A 17,583-nucleotide genomic window follows, 5' to 3' on the forward strand; every position below is an offset into this window, starting at 1 on the left:
CATTAATTTGCTTGATTATCCTTGCAGGACATCCAGCCAAAACAACATTGGATTCACTAAAAGACTTAGTAACAATTGAGCCGGCTGCAATGACTACATTACTACCAGTAATATTTACCCCCCTAATATCAATGAGTTAGCACCTATCCACACATTATTTCCTATCTTAATCGTTGTATTGTGCAAGTGTTTGTCACCTGTTTCTTTGCGTAGCCATGACTGAATATTTATACCTGTAGCAACAAGCATTGAGTTTGCAGAAATAGTAACATCATCTCCTATAATAATAGGATTATATGCATTTAAATACACGCCATGATTAATGCTACATCTATCACCTATGCTTATATTTTGAGGATACAAAACTTTTATACTTCCCCAAATTCTAATAGAACCGACCTGTCCGAAAATATTCTTATACAAAATAGTCAACAAAAGGGATTGAAAGTTAGAGACTCTATTATATATCTTAATCAAAATTTTCTTTATCATTAACGCTTAATGATTTAGTTAAAAAATATTTAGATTGGGCTATCATTGAAATAATAGATGAAAAATCCACATCATCATAATTTATTGAATTTTCCATCAATTCAACAATATTATTTATTGATGCTGTTCTGTTCTTTAGTTTAACACAATCCAATAGATCAAACACTCTGTCATTACCAGAACCATTAGTTTGTAATGGCAAATAAATAAATTGTTTTTTTAACATCAGTGCGAAAACTATACCATGAAATGATGTGGTAAAAAAAATACTTGAGTATAAAATATTACTTAACCATTCCTCTACCGATGCATAATCATAGACAACTCCTTCATAAATCTCTTTTGCTGGACTATAACCAGAAGCTGTCGTACAAATGGCTTTATAGCCTTTTTTATTAATTTCTTTGAGAACCTCATTGAAATGGATTTCGTTTGGAGTCCCTACGTTTAATAAATAAAGGTATGCGAAATCAGATTGATATTTCCTATTTGTCGCTAACCCTATATAATGATCTGCTGACAAAAGAAAAGTTGAGTCTATACATCTTTCTGCGTTTATACCTCTTTCTCGACAGAATCGAATTCCGTTTATCTCTCTTGTAGAAACATAGGAAAATCTACTTACCAATTGTTTAAATAATACATCATCTTCTACTGGGCAATAGCTATGTCCAAAACTTACAGCATAGGCAATTCGAATTGTATTCTTTAATCCAAAATCCAAATACCATGCTCTTTCATTTATAGATTTTTTCAAAGATCTGGCCCAAACTTGATCACTACCTGTTATATAAGCGTCTGCGGTAGGAACATTCGTTTGAAGTTCTTGTAGAGAGACGTAGGCCTCTTTACTTAAGTTTATGTATTTTCTTCTAAAATCACCAAATCGTCTTTTTTTTGCATCATATTCAGCACGATCCACATCTCTCAATCTAATATGTAAAAAAGATATTATTCTTTTAATGTAGAATTTTAAACGTACATTTTTTCCTTCTATTTTTGTGAACCGAATGTCATAGGCATCATGTCCCAAATCTCGCAAATATCGTTGAAGTGCATATGTTTGTAGAATGCCACCATAATTATCAATAGCATTCCACATTGTCATAATACCTATTTTCATATTTTTACTTTAGACAAAAAATTACTGGCTATTCTTTTTTCGTCTTCATTCATAACAACAAACGAACAGACTGAAAATAATATGCAGTAGAGCAAACTCTCTACAGCAAATAGTAACCAACCACTACATTCAAATATTGTATTGATGTATATGCTTATTCCCATGGCCAAGAGAAGAGGTGCCGTTTGTTTTATAAATGTAGATTTAAAGAACTTAAAAACATCTATTTTAAGGCTCCTGTACATTATTATATCTAGTCCTATTGTCCTCACAAAGGAAGAGATAAATATAGATAGACACATACCTAAAACATCAAACAATGAAGTTAATATAACCCCAAATACTATATTTAGCAATCCCATGATTATAAAAACCTTCGCTTGTTCTTTAACCTTATTTTGAACTATTATCGCGTGAGATCCTACTTCTTGTGGTAGTTGAAATACACATGGAAGAATTAACAATATTATACAAATATACGAATCGGCAAACTGTTCGCCTAACCATAAATTTAAAAAATCTTGACCAAGGACTATAAATCCAAAAACAATAGCGGAAACTATATAAAGTTGTATACGCCCAACCTTTATCATCAGAGGCAGAACATTTCCATGTTCTTTAATATATACCCTAGAAACTCGTGGCAATAACAATCCACTTAAAGCGTCTGCAAAATAAAACACATACCCTTCTATGGCATTAGCAATCCCGAATATTGCAATACTGGCTGAACCGCAAAAAAAACCCAATATCGTAGGAGCTATAGTGAAAATTAACCTTTTACATATAGATACAATTGTAATCCAACCAGAAAATTGGAGTATTTCCTTAATTTCCAATCTATTAAAATAGTGTAAATCAATTCTTGTATCTGTAAACCTATATATACACCACAATTTTGCCAAATATGCAATCATCCCAGACCAAATATTAACCATAACAAGGGTATATAAACCGCCATTATATAGCAATACAACTGTCATAGTCAAAACAACTAATATTTTGTGAATTATGTCACACACCTTATTTTGCACAAATTTCTCATTAGCTGTTAAAATTCCATTTGCAGGAATAAATGGCAGAGAAAAAATAGAAAATGAAGCTGCCATTATATAGATAACCTTGAACTTTTCTATCTCTTCCAAGGTTAACTCTTTGTATATATATGGAATAAAAAAATATACACTACATAAAACTAAAAACAAGAATATGTCAATAACAAGATATATACGAAGTACAAGTCCAAGACACTGTTCTATTTTCTCTTTCTTTCCATCAGCTATATAGATAGACAAAAATCGAGTAATCGCAGAACTTAACCCGAAATCAAATACAAAAAGAGAAATTACAGAGAGGGCTAATGTAAACAGTCCATAGTTCTCCTTTCCAATAGAATGAATCATCCAAGGAGTAAACACTAATCCTGTAACAATATTTATTCCTATAGATATGTACGACATAATAGCTCCCAAAGCTATCTGCTTTTTACTATCTAACTTCATTGAATAGCAAATTACTAGATAATAGACGAATTTCCTACTGGCACTTTATATTGTGCTTGATCCACCTTATTGGGATCAAAAGTACCATTGATAATATCCATGAATATATCATAGATACAATCGTTAAGATGATGAGTTGAGAAACAATGTTCTGCTCGCCATTTCATTTTAAATCCAATTTTTTTTGCTTCATCTTGATTATTAAGCACCCAAAGCATTTTATCTTTTAAAGCTATAGTGTCTCTTTCTTTAACAATTAATGCATCAGGACCTAACTGATAAGGTACAGATCCTGAATCTGATCCTATAACAGGAAGCCCTGTTGCCATCGCTTGAACAAGAGCGACAGAAAAGGTCTCAACCCAATCAGCAGTCCTAGGTGTGTGTAATGCACAATCCATTGCATTCCAATATTTGCACATTTCTTGCTGATTAATATGTCCTGTCATAACAACCTTGTCTTTAATACCTCTCGCTTTTAAATGTTGCAATAAACGGTTTTCATCAGATTTGAGACCGCCACCAATCATCAGATATTTCCAATCCTTGTCTTTCGGCAATGCGTCGATTATATCATCAAGTCCCTTGTCAGCAGTGAATCTTGTTGCACTCCCAAATACAAAAGAATCCCCTAATCCGTATTTTTCCCGGATTTCAGTTCTAAAGTCATCATTAGGTTTATATACGTCAGTATCAACACCAACTTGTGTGCACATATAAATTGGACCTTTATAACCCTCCTTCTTAAAACTTTTTATTGCGTCTGGATAATGACATATAATAGCATCACTATTACTATTTAAGCACCTTAAATGATTGAAGTGGTAAAAGAATTTAAGCATAGATTTTATTGGATGTTTTTCCCAATTATAAAAAACATCCCAATTTGGCCCCCTCATGCTAAAAGTTACAAACTTAGTATTGGGTAGTATTTTGGATAACTTCAAAACTGGGAATAAAGATGATTGAAGATGAGTTCCTATATGATATACTAATTGAGGTTTTATTTTCTCGATTTCGCATAACATTTCAGTTGACAGCCAAGAACCAGTTCTATCAATTGAATAACTTACAGGCAATACATGATAATTATTATCGTCAATTTTTGGACAATAAAACAATTCTTTACCGCCAGTTGCCATTGCACCTACTCCTCCATATTGCCAATCTTTGGGCGCAATTAAAGTCAAATCAATATCTTTATGCTCTTTAGCAAATAACAACCAACGTTTTCTAACATATTCACTTGTGAAAACATGGTTTATAATAACTATTTTATTCATATCAACAATTACTACTGCCCAGTAAAATGCTCCAAATTGTTACAATTAACCAAAGAATGAAAGTATGCGAGTTCTCATCTTTCTCCTTGACAGATTTTTGCAAATAATGAATGCTTACCAACAGTCGCTTAACATTAATGATTTTTAATGGTACAGTATGAAATATTAGATTATTCTTAAATCTTCAAGGACAAGTTTAGTAAACTTTTTTGCACCAGAATTATTCAGAAGGAAACTATCTCTGAATAGAGAAATATCATTAGTAAAATGCTTTGAATCCATATAATTTAAAAAAGGAACAGACTTATCATCAATCTTACCAAGCAATTTATCAAACAAAATAGTTTTAATTTTAGGAGAGAACATTTCATTAAGTGTATGATAAACAGGAGGTATAACAATAACAGGCGATGCACCATTATCTCGGCAATAACCAATTATATTATTTAAATATCCTGCAGCATCTTCTATTGCATCCTTATTCTTCAATGATAATTCTAAAGAAAAATCTTTTATAGAAAATTCGTGCATCCAACTTTTCATTCGATATTCTGCATCTCTTTGCAACTCTTCTTCAGTGATTTTCTTTTTTCTTCCTCTGATGAATATATGCCAAATATCCAAGAATAGTGCAAATATTGGATAAGTTAATAAAGGATTATTCCACCTTGAACGTACTTGTAATTCATGACTATAACAATAATTTGGAATAGTAGTAGGATATAAAATTGTATAAAATCGATCATCTAAATAATCATAACTTCCAGAAAAAGCACTGAACGGACATAAAGAAATAATAACTATGGATCCCTTTTTTTTTAAGAAACTACTATAATTCCTTAGTATAGCGTAATCACCAAGAAGCGGATTGCGAGGCATAGCCCAATTACCACCTTTTATTCCCATACCTTCATAATTAAAAGCATGTACTGCTGAGGTTGATCCAAGATTCACAACATCTGTATTAAAAACTTTATATTTTATTAGCCTACTGCATCCATCAAAAGATACATTGTTGAACCAGTATCCTTTGCGGATAACACTGTTTATTATATGTTTTATCATATCTCTGGACATGTTTTTGATTCAACAATATATTGATAATCAAAGTTGAGTGATGAGATAGCATCAACCTCCTCACCAGTCAGTTCAAAATCGAACACTTCAAAGTTCTCTTGCAATCTTTGAACATTCTTTGTTTTAGGAAGAGGCAAACAACCTCTATCAATATTCCATCTTAGAATAATTTGAGCAACGCTTTTTCTGTATTTTTCTGTCAAGTTATTGATTGGTTCGGATTGGACTCTTCCAGCCGCCATATCCATCAATGGCGAATACGTCATAAAAAGGCACTGAATACTATTACAATAATCTACTAATGTTTGCTTCGTGCCAATTGGACTGATGTAACACTCGTTAATATCAGGGACTACGTTTGTCGCGTCAATAAGCTTTTGAATATGCCTTTCATGAAAATTGGAAACTCCAATGTACCTTACCAATCCTTCTTTCTTCAACTCTATCATTACTTTCCAGATATCAACAATATAACCAGGAAATGGATAATGAATAAGAAGAGAATCTAGATAGTTCGTCTTCATTTCACGAAGTGATGTTGCAATCTTCTCTCGTACAATTTCGTCAACAGTATGACGTTTCATAAACTTACTGTTGGGATTAAAGAAAATACCTTTTAAAGGTTCATCTGTATGAGCATTATTATCTGAAATTTTAGTTTGGAGAAATAAATCTTCTCGTGTAAGGCCAATGGAATCAAGTTCAGAAACTGCTAGACCGATTCCTGATTCGCCTCTGTAGTCATCAGCTGTATCGAAGAGCCGATAGCCAATTTTTGAAGCATTGAGTACCATATCAGCCATAACTCTCCCTTGAAAAGGAAAAGTACCAAGACCAATCATAGGAATTTCAACACCTTTTATGTTTGTAAGCTTCATATGATTAACGTTTAGCCTGAATAGCGTCAACCATTTCTCCAACATTATCCCACGAAAGAATCTCCTTTGATGTGAGTTTAATGCCAAATACAGACTCAAGCTCCTTGATGAGCTGTATATGTGCAAGACTATCCCATTCTTCGATATCTTCAGCTACAGTATCATTAGATATCACGATATCTTCATTATCAAAAACGTCACGGAAAATCTCCTGCAATCTTATCAAAAGTTCATTCTTTTTCATTGTAAAAATATTTTAGTTTATTCCAAAAAGTTTAATATATTGCTTTGGCAGTATTCTGCCCATCAACCAAACTAATAAAAATGTCGCAATTGTAACAAATAGCCAATCAACAAACCAATAGGTTTCTATAGGCAGTTTATTAAGCACTATCAAAACATATACATGGCTGAGATAAATACCAAAAGAGTACTTACCTAGGAACGCGAATGGAGTAAACTTATTCTCGTGATTCTTAAACCATTCTCTCAACTTATTACTGAATAAGACAACTATGATTAAAAAGGCCCAAGCCCATGAAGTCACTTTTATTCCAACACCTATGTGATAACATTCTAACAACTGAAAAGTAAATAATACCATAATTGCCCAAAGAATCATCTTTCGACAGATAATTACATCTTGGTTCTGAGAAATATACAGACCAAGATAATAAAATGACATCCAATAGAAAAATGGACCAACCAGAAAAACAAAAGGCATTTCAAACTTGCCGATAATAAAATAATTAAGAAAGATTACAGCTATCGTGTTCATAAACAAGACGCTACCCCCCCCATAATCGTAACCCACTGATTATTAAAAACTTAAAAAACACTGTTAAGATATAAAGCTGAATAATCAATGCAATAAAGTAATAAGGTGCAAATGCGGAACAAGAAAATAATATTGCTGCAGCACTAATAATAGAGCGTCCAGCATATATTCCATAAACTAATATTGGTATAGACCATAAAATACAAGGAAAATACACTCTTGGAATCTGTTTCTTTAGAAAAGAAATGTATTTACCTCTTGTACTTAAATCTTTTTTCCCAATAAAGTAGCCAGATATTGCAAGAAAAAGAGGTACTGCCACATTACAACATTCCCTTAAGCATATATTGACAAAACCTTCTGCAGTCTCAAAATCTCCTCCTGGATAAGTATGAATTGCAATCACAAGAAGTATGGCAATGCCACGAAGTATATCAAAATAAGAATCTCTTGTCATATATTACTTTTTTCAACATAACATTCTCTATCTTGATACTTTTCAACTTCAAGTACCCACTGAGCAGTCTCTACCCCTTCAATTGTCTCAAAGCCAAGATTAGGATAATGTTCCTTCACCATACCGTTCTTTGCTGTTGGAAGGTACTCTCCAACAATCTTCCTAATGCCATTCTGGCGAGCATATTCAACAAGAGTATTAAGAGTGAAATTCTCCATACCTCTCTTTAACACACGACAACTCATAAGCCATGTATCAATAAAGAGAGTTTCAGAGTCCTTTTTCTCCAGAATAATGACAGCAATCAAGCCATTATCTCCAAACTTATCTTTGAGAGTAAAGCTGAAGGTAGCATACTTGTCGCTTTGCCCAATGGCAGTTATCTGATCTTCTGTATAGCGAATTGTACGAAGGTTGAACTGGTTGCTTCGCTGTGATAGTTGAGCCACACGAGGGGTGTTAAACTTGTCAAAGTTCTTCACTTCACTCACCATATTGAGTGACTTGAGAAAATCCACCTCATTCGTGAATGCCTTGGCTGCTGTCACACGCTTTGCCTCTACCTGATACTGTTTTGTGCGGTCTTTATCGGCATTGCTGTAGGATGCTGTCTCGAACAAATTCTGCGTGTAAAGGAATTCAAGGTATTCTCCCGGATCTTCTGGAAGTTCAGGAACCGTCACCTCAGGAACATTCTCACGAACCATATTACGCTCAAAAGGATTGTCATCAAGGAAGACCATAGAATCAAAACCGATATTCAATATGCTCTGAATGGTACGGATGTTGTCTGCCTTGTTCTCCCAATTAGCAATAAAAACCGAAATATCGTCCAGTTTCAAGACCATCTCAGGATTCTTTTCGAATGGTTCCTTTGCCTTATCCTCATCGTTCTTTGAACACACGCACACAATGATTCCACGGTTTTTCAACTTCTTCACCCACTCCTGGAACTCAGTAAAAGCCTTACCGATACCCAACCCGTGACCAACTTGAATATTCTCCCAACCATCATCACCTACGACACCGCCCCATACGGTATTGTCAAGATCTAAAATCAAGCACTTCTTGAACTTTCCCTCAATGGAACTAATGATATCCATTGTGCGAGAGGCAACATATGGAAGCGCATCAAGCGAGAGAAGCATTTCAGTGCCAACATAAACGGTAGAGTCGAACATCATATCGCGACCAAACTTGTTCTGTAATCCACAAAGATCGCAGATAAAAAGATTCTGACACTCCTGGGCCAAATTCATCAACTCATAATTGAGTTTGCGAAGCTGATAGGTGAAGCTGTTCTGTACCTTGTTGGCATACGAGCCAAAGACTGTATCTTCAATCTCAGGATAATTGTAGTAGATGATATGCCCCGGGACCTGCGCACAAATGGTACGGATAAAATCAAGACGATTGTCTGCCATATGATCCTGCTCATCGGCAGACATCATTGCATACTTCTCCAACAGCTTGTGAGTCGATTGAAAAACGATGGTGTACTTCGCCCCATATTGATAAAGGTCACTTGTCGGATCGAGTACCTGACGCTCCACCTGATTGTATTCCGCTTCAAAAAGGTGGATATTGTAACCTCTCTCAACGCCCATGCCCTTAATGGAAGTAGCAAGGAACTGAGTAGCCGAATCACCGAGAAGTGACACCTTGACGGGAGAGAGGTCAGAAACGTCCTTCTTCAAGTTGCGTTTAAGTTCTTTGAATGTTATCATTTTGATTATACTTTCCAGTAAATATCTTCGTCAACGACCTCAGCCGGAGAACCTATAACAAGAGTAAAATTGGGAATTTTACCTGACACCATAGAGTTAGCACCAACTATTACACCTGCTCCTATTTTGGCTCCTGGCATTACAATACTATGTTCGCATATCCACGTATGAGTACCAATAGTTACAGCTCGTTTATCTTTAAATGTTCTTCGAGATATAAAGTGTCCACCATTATTATCGCGGATAGTTACATCACGACCTAAACATACTGCATCTGCTATAGTAGTTTTGAAACCGCAAATAATTGTTGTGTTCAAATTAAAAGCAATTCCTTTTCCAAGGGATAATTCTGCATTTGGTAAAATTTCAATATCTGCCCCATAATTAATCGTTCCTCCTTTTACATTTAACGTTGCACCTCGGCGAACAGCCAATAAAGTCTCTTTCTTAGAACCTTTGATTTCCTTTCTTCCTAAGAATAAGATTCCAGAAACGTTAATTTGGGCAGTTTTATCAATATTTAATATACAATATTTATTAAATACCACAAATTCACCTCTAATAATATTACATTTAAACTGTCTAGAAAACAAATTGTAAAACACATTTTGAAAGAGCGTTTTACAATTTAATCCCGATGCTTTAGCTATATAATAAACGTATTTCGCAACATTCTTACATACAAATTTGAATGTAGTTTCTGAATCAGGCAATTTTATATATTTCTTTGCAAATTCTTCAAAGCGCATTGTGTTTAAATCATTATAAAACTGATTTCTGTCAATATCAGGTTTAGGGACAGAACTTACTAATGCTCTGTTTCCTGGTAATATAGTTTCAAAGGGTATTTCTTTATCTTTCATTGAAATCTTTGAACTATCATAAAACCGTTTTCCTTTCGCTGAATTGATCATAATTACTGATGTACCTAAATCATAATCATAACTTGGTCCAACAATCTTCTCAGCACCCCATAAATCACCAATTGTTATATCTGCTATTCTTGGGAATCCTTTGAATTTACATTCATAGCATGAAGGACGTTCGTAAGCATGAGTAGCAATGAATCCATGAGTAAAATAGTTAGTATCTTTCTTATCATACTCAACATCACCATTTTCAAAAACGATCTTAGTAGTAAGTTGTCGCCATCCCAATTCCTTGTTTTTAGCTTTATAGTATATTATCCTACTTTGATGTTTTTCCTCCATATAATCAAGGTAACCACGGAGAATCTTTGGAGAATTAATGCCTAAACAAATTAAATCTATGATTATCAAGTTTTCATAATCAATACGCAAGAAAGAGCGAAGACCTGCCATCTGGCAAGGCAAACCACAAACAAGAACTTTTTCACCAGCTTTAAGTAAGTCACGAACTTGTTTATAAAAACCTTGAGAATCACTTTGTACATACTTGGAATTTCGTAGTTTTTCTAAATCCGCCTTATTTGAAGATATAAACTGCTTTACAGAATAGTCATCATTAAAAATTGCACCACCTACATATCCACCCAATTTGTACATCTTTTCGGCTAATGTTGCAAAAGCACTACCGGAAGTACTATTAAACAACGACTCCAAATTTTTAGTTTGTGCAGCATAACATAATGGCTTTTCGTAGTCATTTTTTTTAAGTTCCTTGATATTTAAAATTGGACAAATTTTTTCACAAAGATGACAATCGGTACATAGCTCATTATTGATTTCTGGATACCCAAAACCCTCTTCATCATTCTTGAAAGTTATAGCCTTTTGTGCACATATATCACCACATGCATTACACCCACAGCAATCTACTTTATCAATAATTTCAATCATAACATCTTAAATAGTACATTTCGTTTTAGAAAAAGAAGTGCTTCATTACCTGTTTAAAAGATTGCAAGCGAATTGTTGCAAATTATATATGAACTATAGATATTATTTGACTATACCTTTCTCAAGATATTCAACAAGATTCATCTTGCGAACATCTGCAGCAGCATTATCAGCAGCAATTTTGGCCATATCATGCTTTACCATAAGTTCAACAAGCAGTTCAAAAGAGGTTGTTTGTGGATTCCAACCGAGTTCTTTCTTTGCTTTAGTTGGATCACCCCACAAGTTCACCACATCAGTAGGACGATAAAAGTCCTCAGACACTGCTACAACGACCTTACCTGTAGCTACATTGATTCCTTTCTCGTTCACGCCTTCGCCCTCCCAACGGAGTTCTATGCCTGCGTGATGGAAAGCAAGTGTAGCAAACTCACGAACAGTATGCTGAACACCGGTAGCAATAACAAAGTCCTCAGGCTTATCATGCTGGAGGATGAGCCACATACACTCTACATAGTCTTTGGCGTAACCCCAGTCACGCAACGAATCGAGGTTACCAAGATAGAGGCAATCCTGCTTGCCCTGAGCGATGCGTGCAGCTGCAAGGGTAATCTTACGAGTTACAAAAGTTTCACCTCGACGCTCAGACTCATGATTGAAGAGTATACCTGAGCAGCAGAACATGTCGTAAGCCTCACGATATTCCTTGACAATCCAAAAACCGTAGAGTTTGGCTACAGCGTATGGTGAATATGGGTGGAAGGGAGTATTTTCGTTCTGAGGCACTTCTTCTACCTTACCATAAAGTTCCGAGGTAGATGCCTGATAGATTTTGCAAGTCTTTTCCAAATGGTTGGTACGAACGGCCTCAAGGATACGGAGTACGCCAACAGCATCAACGTCAGCTGTAAACTCTGGAGCATCAAACGATACTTGAACGTGAGATTGCGCTGCAAGGTTATAAATCTCAGTAGGTTGCACCTTACCCACAAGTTTAACAAGTGACATAGAGTCTCCCATATCAGCATAATGCAGGTGAAAGTTAGGAGCGCCTTCAAGGTGAGCGATGCGCTCACGATAATCCACAGACGAACGACGGATAATACCATGAACCTCATACCCTTTGGCAAGAAGGAATTCCGAAAGGTAGCTACCGTCCTGACCGGTAACACCGGTGATTAATGCTATGTTTTGTTTCATAAATATGCTATGTTTCTTTGTTACTGATTATATTTAAACCTTCAAGCTCTCTGTGTACCAGGAGAACAGGCGTTGCACACCTTCCTCAATCTCAACTTTGTGCGTCCAGCCGAGAGAATGGAGCTTGCTGACATCAATGAGTTTACGCATGGTACCATCGGGCTTGGCAGTGTCGAACTCCACGATTCCTGTAAAGCCAACGACCTTCACTACAAGTTCGGAGAGATTACGAATGGTGAGCTCTTTACCTGTACCGACATTAATGTGACAATTGCGAATTTCACCAAGGCTTGGAATGGCACCTCCTCGGCCTGTGGAGTGGTTGCGGTCAACGATGCCATCTGCTTTGTTACCATAATGAACACTTGAATATTTTTCGACACCTATGATGTCTGAGAAATTGACGTTAAGGAGAACATGAACAGATGCGTCAGCCATATCCTCGCTCCAAAGGAACTCGCGGAGAGGTTTGCCTGTGCCCCAAAGAGATACTTTATTATTCTCAATACCATAAAAGGCTAGGATTTTGAGAATCTCAGTCTCTGAACTATTGCCATTAATCACATAACGAACAGCTTCGCCATTCTCCTTGATATTGGCTCCTACAGGACGGATAGTGAGATCTTGGCGAATTGCTTCCCAATTGCTATCATTAATAAGCTTAGCTAAATAAATCTTACGCATCATAGCAGGCATTACGTGCGAGTTCTCCAAGTGGAAGTTGTCGTTAGGGCCATAGAGATTGGTAGGCATTACGGCAATGTAGTTGGTACCATATTGTAGGTTATACGACTCACACATCTTGAGCCCCGCAATCTTGGCAATGGCATACTCCTCGTTAGTGTATTCGAGTTCACTGGTAAGAAGGCAATCTTCTTTCATAGGCTGAGGTGCACTCTTTGGATAGATACAAGTAGAACCAAGAAAGAGAAGCTTCTTTACATCATGTGCATATGCCTCGGAAATGACGTTACATTGGATTTTCATGTTCATCATAATGAAGTCGGCACGATAGAGTGAATTAGCCATTATGCCACCAACGAAAGCTGCGGCAAGGACTACAGCATCAGGCTGCTCCTCATCAAAAAAATTCTTAACAGCTACTTGGTTAGTGAGGTCGAGTTCTTTATGAGTGCGGCCTACAAGATTAGTATAGCCTCTCTGAAGGAGGTTGTTCCATATTGCTGATCCTACAAGCCCTCTATGGCCTGCAACGTATATTTTCGAATTTTTCTCTAACATATATTAACGCAGGGTTCTTCCCGTATATCTATAAATCTTAATCAAATGTTTATTCGCACGTACCATAATACTTAACGTACCACTCAGCAAACGCCCTCAAACCAACTCGAAGCGAAGTCGATGGTTTAAACCCAAAATCTTCCTCCAGCGGAGTAGTATCTGCAAAAGTCACAGGCACATCACCCGCCTGCATAGGTACCAATTCCTTATGTGACTTAAAATCATAATCCGTAGGCAGCACACCCACACGAATCAATTCTTCCTGAAGAATAGTCATAAAATCCAAAAGATTCTCCGGATTATTGTTACCGATGTTATATATTTTGTATGGCGGGATTGGCAGTCCGTCCTCCCCACTCTGTTTCTCAGGAGCATGTTGCATCACACGAACCACACCCTCCACTATGTCATCCACATACGTAAAATCACGCTTGCAGTTACCGTAGTTGAATATCTGGATCGTCTTGCCTTCACGCAACTTATTTGTAAAGCCAAAGTATGCCATATCAGGACGACCTGCGGGACCATAGACTGTAAAGAAACGCAGACCCGTACTCGGAATATTATACAGTTTTGAATACGCATGCGCCATCAGTTCATTACTCTTCTTCGTGGCCGCATAAAGCGACACCGGATTGTCCACCTTATCGTCAGTAGAATATGGTACTTTCTTGTTCGAGCCATAAACCGAACTCGAAGAAGCATATACCAGATGCTCCACCTCATGATGACGGCATGCCTCAAGAATATTATAGAAACCGATGAGGTTGCTCTCAATATAGGCATCGGGATTAGTAATGCTATAGCGCACCCCTGCCTGAGCTGCGAGATTTACAACGACGGAAATCTTATGCTCTGTAAAGATATTCTCCAATGATGTTCTATCAGCAATCGAAGCCTGATAGAACTGCCAGTCGCACCCCAAAGCTTCAATCTCCTTTAAACGTCCATACTTGATATTCACATCGTAGTAATCGGTAATGCTATCAATGCCGATAACTTTGATGTCATGTATATCTTTGAAAAGGCGCTTTACCAAATTAGAACCTATAAAACCGGCAGCACCTGTTACGAGGACTGTCTTGCCCTCCAAATTCACATTATATGTCACCATAGATTAATCGCGCTTAAAGATGTCACGAGTATATACTTTCTCCAGCACGTCATCGAGGCAAGAGTCATAGCGGTTGGCAATGATAGCCTTCGATTTTTGCTTGAATTCATAAAGGTTGTTGACAACCTGACTGCCGAAAAAGCTGGTGCCGTTCTCAAGGGTAGGCTCGTAAACAATAACCTCCGCACCTTTCGCCTTTATGCGTTTCATGATGCCTTGAATGGCACTTTGGCGAAAATTATCGGAATTGGATTTCATGGTCAGGCGATAGACACCTACTACGCACTCGTGCTCTTTGTTCGCATCCCATACGGCGTTCTCATTGTAATAGCCAGCTTTGCGAAGAACAGCATCGGCAATATAGTCCTTACGGGTACGATTGCTCTCTACAATAGCAGTCATCATGTTCTGAGGAACATCTGCATAATTGGCAAGGAGCTGTTTGGTGTCCTTTGGCAAGCAATAACCGCCATAACCAAATGATGGGTTATTGTAGTGAGTGCCAATACGAGGATCAAGACCAATGCCTTGAATGATGGCAGCTGAATCCAAACCCTTTACTTCGGCATAGGTATCAAGCTCATTGAAATAACTTACACGAAGGGCAAGATAAGTGTTCGCAAAGAGCTTTACTGCCTCGGCTTCCTTTAATCCCATGAAGAGTGTATCGATGTTCTCTTTAATGGCACCTTCCTGCAAAAGCTTAGCGAATATCTCAGCAGACTCTTTCATGTGATTGCCTTGAATCTTGCGGATTGCTTCATTCTCCTCCTCCCATTCAGCAGACATCATTTTGGGATAGCCTACGATGATGCGTGAAGGATAGAGATTGTCTTCAAGTGCTTTTGATTCGCGAAGAAACTCCGGTGAAAACAAAAGACGGAACTCACGACGCTTGCCATCCGCTAATGGTGGCATCTGTGCGAACTTCTGAGCATACTTCACATAGAGGGAACGGCAGTAACCAACTGGAATGGTGGACTTGATTACCATTGTCGCCTCCGGATTAACAGACAGCACAAGGTCAATGACGTCTTCTATATGATGTGTGTCGAAAAAGTTCTTTGCCGGATCATAGTTGGTGGGAGCTGCAATGACCACAAAGTCGGCATCCTTGTAAGCTGATGCCCCATCAAGAGTGGCAGTAAGATTCAGTTCTTTCTCCGCAAAATACTTCTCAATGTATTCGTCCTGAATCGGAGAGATACGATTATTTATCTTCTCTACCTTTTCAGATATCACATCGACGGCTGTCACCTTGTGATGCTGTGACAACAAAGTAGCAATGCTCAAACCTACATAACCGGTACCGGCTACTGCTATTTGCAAATCTTCAAAGTTTCTCATATTTCTGTCTTTCTTCAGCTTTATCTCTGCTTTTACTCCTCTATTTCTTCCCACGGATAAGGATTATCCACCACATTCCGAAACTCGGCAACTGCTTCCTGCTGCTCTGCCGTGAGCGATGCGGAATTCCAGGAAGCAATGATAGAACGGCCCTCGTCGGCCAAAGGCTCATCGAAAACCTCTCCATAACAAGCCGTAAGCAAACGGAGTTTCAACAAAGAGGAAGGAAGGGAATCAAGGGTATCCCAGCAACTCCTCAATACCTCCTGCACATGCTGCTGTTTTTCACCATGGTCAATGAACGAGGCACTATACCCCTTCAAGAGCGCAAGACATACATTTGCCTGCTCCTCCACCGTGGTGCCCCAAGTGCCGGAATTATACAAAGTTGTGGTCAAGCGATAGACTTCGCTGTTACGACGAGACAAGTCATCGCTATAGATAGGACTGCCGTCCATACCCAAATACATCAGATCGTGCGCGGCACGCTGAAGGAGGAGTGCTTCTTCTAAAAGAGACATGCTATTTTGATTTATGATTTCAGAGTTATGATTTATCTATCACCAATGACTAATCATTGATTATCGACGATTATTTGATTACTTCGATGAGGTCCGGATGGATGGTCGCCATGGCAACGGCGATGATACCTTGTATAGCAATCACTACACGACGATCACGGGCACCTTTTACCTTTAGAAAAACACCTTCTTGACCCTCGAAGTCGCCACCGGTGATACGAACTTTCGTACCTTTGGAGAGATTCAGTTCTTCGGGTTGGAAATAGAGAAGATGGTCATTGTAGGTACCGGCGACGGCTATGAAACGCTGCATATCATGGTCGGGAATGATTATTTTCTGACCGCTACGGGTATCAGTAATATATTGCAAATAAGTAATTTGAGACTTAAATCGCTGCACTTCGGAAGGACGTGCGTGGACAAAAACCAGGTTACGGATGACGGGAACCAAAGCACGGACTTTCCTGCCCCTACGGATACTTATCTTATATTGCATGGGAATGAAACAGCCAAGATTTGCCTTTTCGAGAAGATGCATAGCTTCAAGCTCCCTGCGGTATGTGGCACGCATGGCAAACCAAACTTCGGTCTCTTTATCCATTTCTATTCTTGCTGATTTTACTTAGAAAAAGGTATTCCTTGGGGGCTTTGAACTACCATTACAGAACTGTAGTTCAATCACTTGCGAGCATTTTATGGGAAGTTTGACAAGCACTATGCTCTTCTTGTCAACAAATTCTCTGCGGTTGTTCATTACCTTTTGGTAAGAGACTATAAACGAACGCATTAGAAACAAAAAAGCGTTTTTTAATCGTACGTTTAAAAAACAGCTATTTCGAACTTATACAAGACATACTCAAAGAGCTAAAAATAAGAAGATTTTAACTGATTACATATATTGTATATACTACTGAAATTCAATGCAATATACTTATCATTATTTATTATTAGGAACATTTTTCTATCAAACATTTTGCCATTACAAAAAACGTCTCTATCTTTGCGTTCATTAAACGTACGTT

Annotated in this window: 17 protein-coding genes; all 17 read right to left on the bottom strand. The window is 37.5% G+C overall.

What is annotated here, in order from left to right:
• Nucleotides 1-114 precede the first annotated feature (114 nt).
• The 17 genes from DW947_RS21560 to DW947_RS07770 all read right to left on the bottom strand — a co-directional run bounded on the left by DW947_RS21560 (nucleotide 115) and on the right by DW947_RS07770 (nucleotide 17,168).
• On the bottom strand, nucleotides 115-492 hold the full coding sequence (locus tag DW947_RS21560) for an acyltransferase (protein ID WP_165859463.1): 378 nt from the start codon (nucleotides 490-492) through the stop codon (nucleotides 115-117).
• Nucleotides 470-1,615, bottom strand: coding sequence for a polysaccharide pyruvyl transferase family protein (locus tag DW947_RS07695; RefSeq protein ID WP_117652663.1), 1,146 nt, complete (start codon nucleotides 1,613-1,615; stop codon nucleotides 470-472). The genes DW947_RS21560 and DW947_RS07695 overlap by 23 nt, the downstream gene beginning before the upstream one ends.
• Nucleotides 1,612-3,117, bottom strand: a complete 1,506-nt coding sequence (locus DW947_RS07700) for an oligosaccharide flippase family protein (protein WP_117652662.1) — start codon at nucleotides 3,115-3,117, stop codon at nucleotides 1,612-1,614. Before DW947_RS07700 ends, DW947_RS07695 begins: the two co-directional genes overlap by 4 nt.
• Before the next feature lie 14 nt (nucleotides 3,118-3,131).
• Nucleotides 3,132-4,400, bottom strand: coding sequence for a glycosyltransferase (locus tag DW947_RS07705; RefSeq protein WP_117652661.1), 1,269 nt, complete (start codon nucleotides 4,398-4,400; stop codon nucleotides 3,132-3,134).
• 165 nt (nucleotides 4,401-4,565) lie between these two features.
• Nucleotides 4,566-5,465, bottom strand: coding sequence for a hypothetical protein (locus DW947_RS07710; protein ID WP_117652660.1), 900 nt, complete (start codon nucleotides 5,463-5,465; stop codon nucleotides 4,566-4,568).
• The gene (locus tag DW947_RS07715) at nucleotides 5,462-6,355 is read right to left on the bottom strand and encodes an aldo/keto reductase family protein (protein ID WP_227201711.1); all 894 of its coding nucleotides are present in this window, start codon (nucleotides 6,353-6,355) and stop codon (nucleotides 5,462-5,464) included. The genes DW947_RS07710 and DW947_RS07715 overlap by 4 nt, the downstream gene beginning before the upstream one ends.
• A 4-nt stretch (nucleotides 6,356-6,359) precedes the next feature.
• On the bottom strand, nucleotides 6,360-6,599 hold the full coding sequence (locus tag DW947_RS07720) for an acyl carrier protein (RefSeq protein ID WP_117652659.1): 240 nt from the start codon (nucleotides 6,597-6,599) through the stop codon (nucleotides 6,360-6,362).
• Between the two features lie 12 nt (nucleotides 6,600-6,611).
• The gene (locus DW947_RS22100) at nucleotides 6,612-7,133 is read right to left on the bottom strand and encodes an acyltransferase family protein (RefSeq protein WP_158561369.1); all 522 of its coding nucleotides are present in this window, start codon (nucleotides 7,131-7,133) and stop codon (nucleotides 6,612-6,614) included.
• 10 nt (nucleotides 7,134-7,143) lie between these two features.
• Nucleotides 7,144-7,590 carry an acyltransferase family protein gene (locus DW947_RS21985; RefSeq protein WP_119958478.1) on the bottom strand — a complete coding sequence of 149 codons (447 nt, stop codon included), beginning with the start codon at nucleotides 7,588-7,590 and terminating at the stop codon, nucleotides 7,144-7,146.
• Nucleotides 7,587-9,317: an HAD-IIIC family phosphatase gene (locus DW947_RS07735; protein WP_117652656.1), complete on the bottom strand. Its 1,731-nt coding sequence runs from the start codon at nucleotides 9,315-9,317 to the stop codon at nucleotides 7,587-7,589. Before DW947_RS07735 ends, DW947_RS21985 begins: the two co-directional genes overlap by 4 nt.
• A 5-nt stretch (nucleotides 9,318-9,322) precedes the next feature.
• On the bottom strand, nucleotides 9,323-11,137 hold the full coding sequence (locus tag DW947_RS07740; RefSeq protein WP_117652655.1) for a Coenzyme F420 hydrogenase/dehydrogenase, beta subunit C-terminal domain: 1,815 nt from the start codon (nucleotides 11,135-11,137) through the stop codon (nucleotides 9,323-9,325).
• Between the two features lie 102 nt (nucleotides 11,138-11,239).
• Nucleotides 11,240-12,337 carry a GDP-mannose 4,6-dehydratase gene (gene gmd / locus DW947_RS07745; protein WP_117652654.1) on the bottom strand — a complete coding sequence of 366 codons (1,098 nt, stop codon included), beginning with the start codon at nucleotides 12,335-12,337 and terminating at the stop codon, nucleotides 11,240-11,242.
• A 33-nt stretch (nucleotides 12,338-12,370) separates the two neighbouring features.
• Entirely contained in the window at nucleotides 12,371-13,579 is a 1,209-nt protein-coding gene (locus DW947_RS07750; protein ID WP_117963436.1) for a GDP-L-fucose synthase family protein, read from the bottom strand.
• A 49-nt stretch (nucleotides 13,580-13,628) separates the two neighbouring features.
• Nucleotides 13,629-14,693: an NAD-dependent epimerase/dehydratase family protein gene (locus DW947_RS07755; RefSeq protein WP_117652652.1), complete on the bottom strand. Its 1,065-nt coding sequence runs from the start codon at nucleotides 14,691-14,693 to the stop codon at nucleotides 13,629-13,631.
• A 3-nt stretch (nucleotides 14,694-14,696) separates the two neighbouring features.
• Entirely contained in the window at nucleotides 14,697-16,040 is a 1,344-nt protein-coding gene (locus DW947_RS07760; RefSeq protein ID WP_117963437.1) for a UDP binding domain-containing protein, read from the bottom strand.
• Nucleotides 16,041-16,072: 32 nt separating this feature from the next.
• Nucleotides 16,073-16,561: a UpxZ family transcription anti-terminator antagonist gene (locus DW947_RS07765; protein ID WP_117963438.1), complete on the bottom strand. Its 489-nt coding sequence runs from the start codon at nucleotides 16,559-16,561 to the stop codon at nucleotides 16,073-16,075.
• A gap of 70 nt (nucleotides 16,562-16,631) precedes the next feature.
• Complete coding sequence (locus DW947_RS07770; RefSeq protein ID WP_034532860.1) at nucleotides 16,632-17,168, bottom strand: UpxY family transcription antiterminator; 537 nt, start codon at nucleotides 17,166-17,168, stop codon at nucleotides 16,632-16,634.
• Between the last annotated feature and the right edge of the window lie 415 nt (nucleotides 17,169-17,583).

Origin of the sequence: Bacteroides sp. AM44-19, assembly GCF_003603395.1 — a bacterium.
GTDB classification, from domain to species: Bacteria; Bacteroidota; Bacteroidia; order Bacteroidales; family Bacteroidaceae; genus Bacteroides; species Bacteroides uniformis.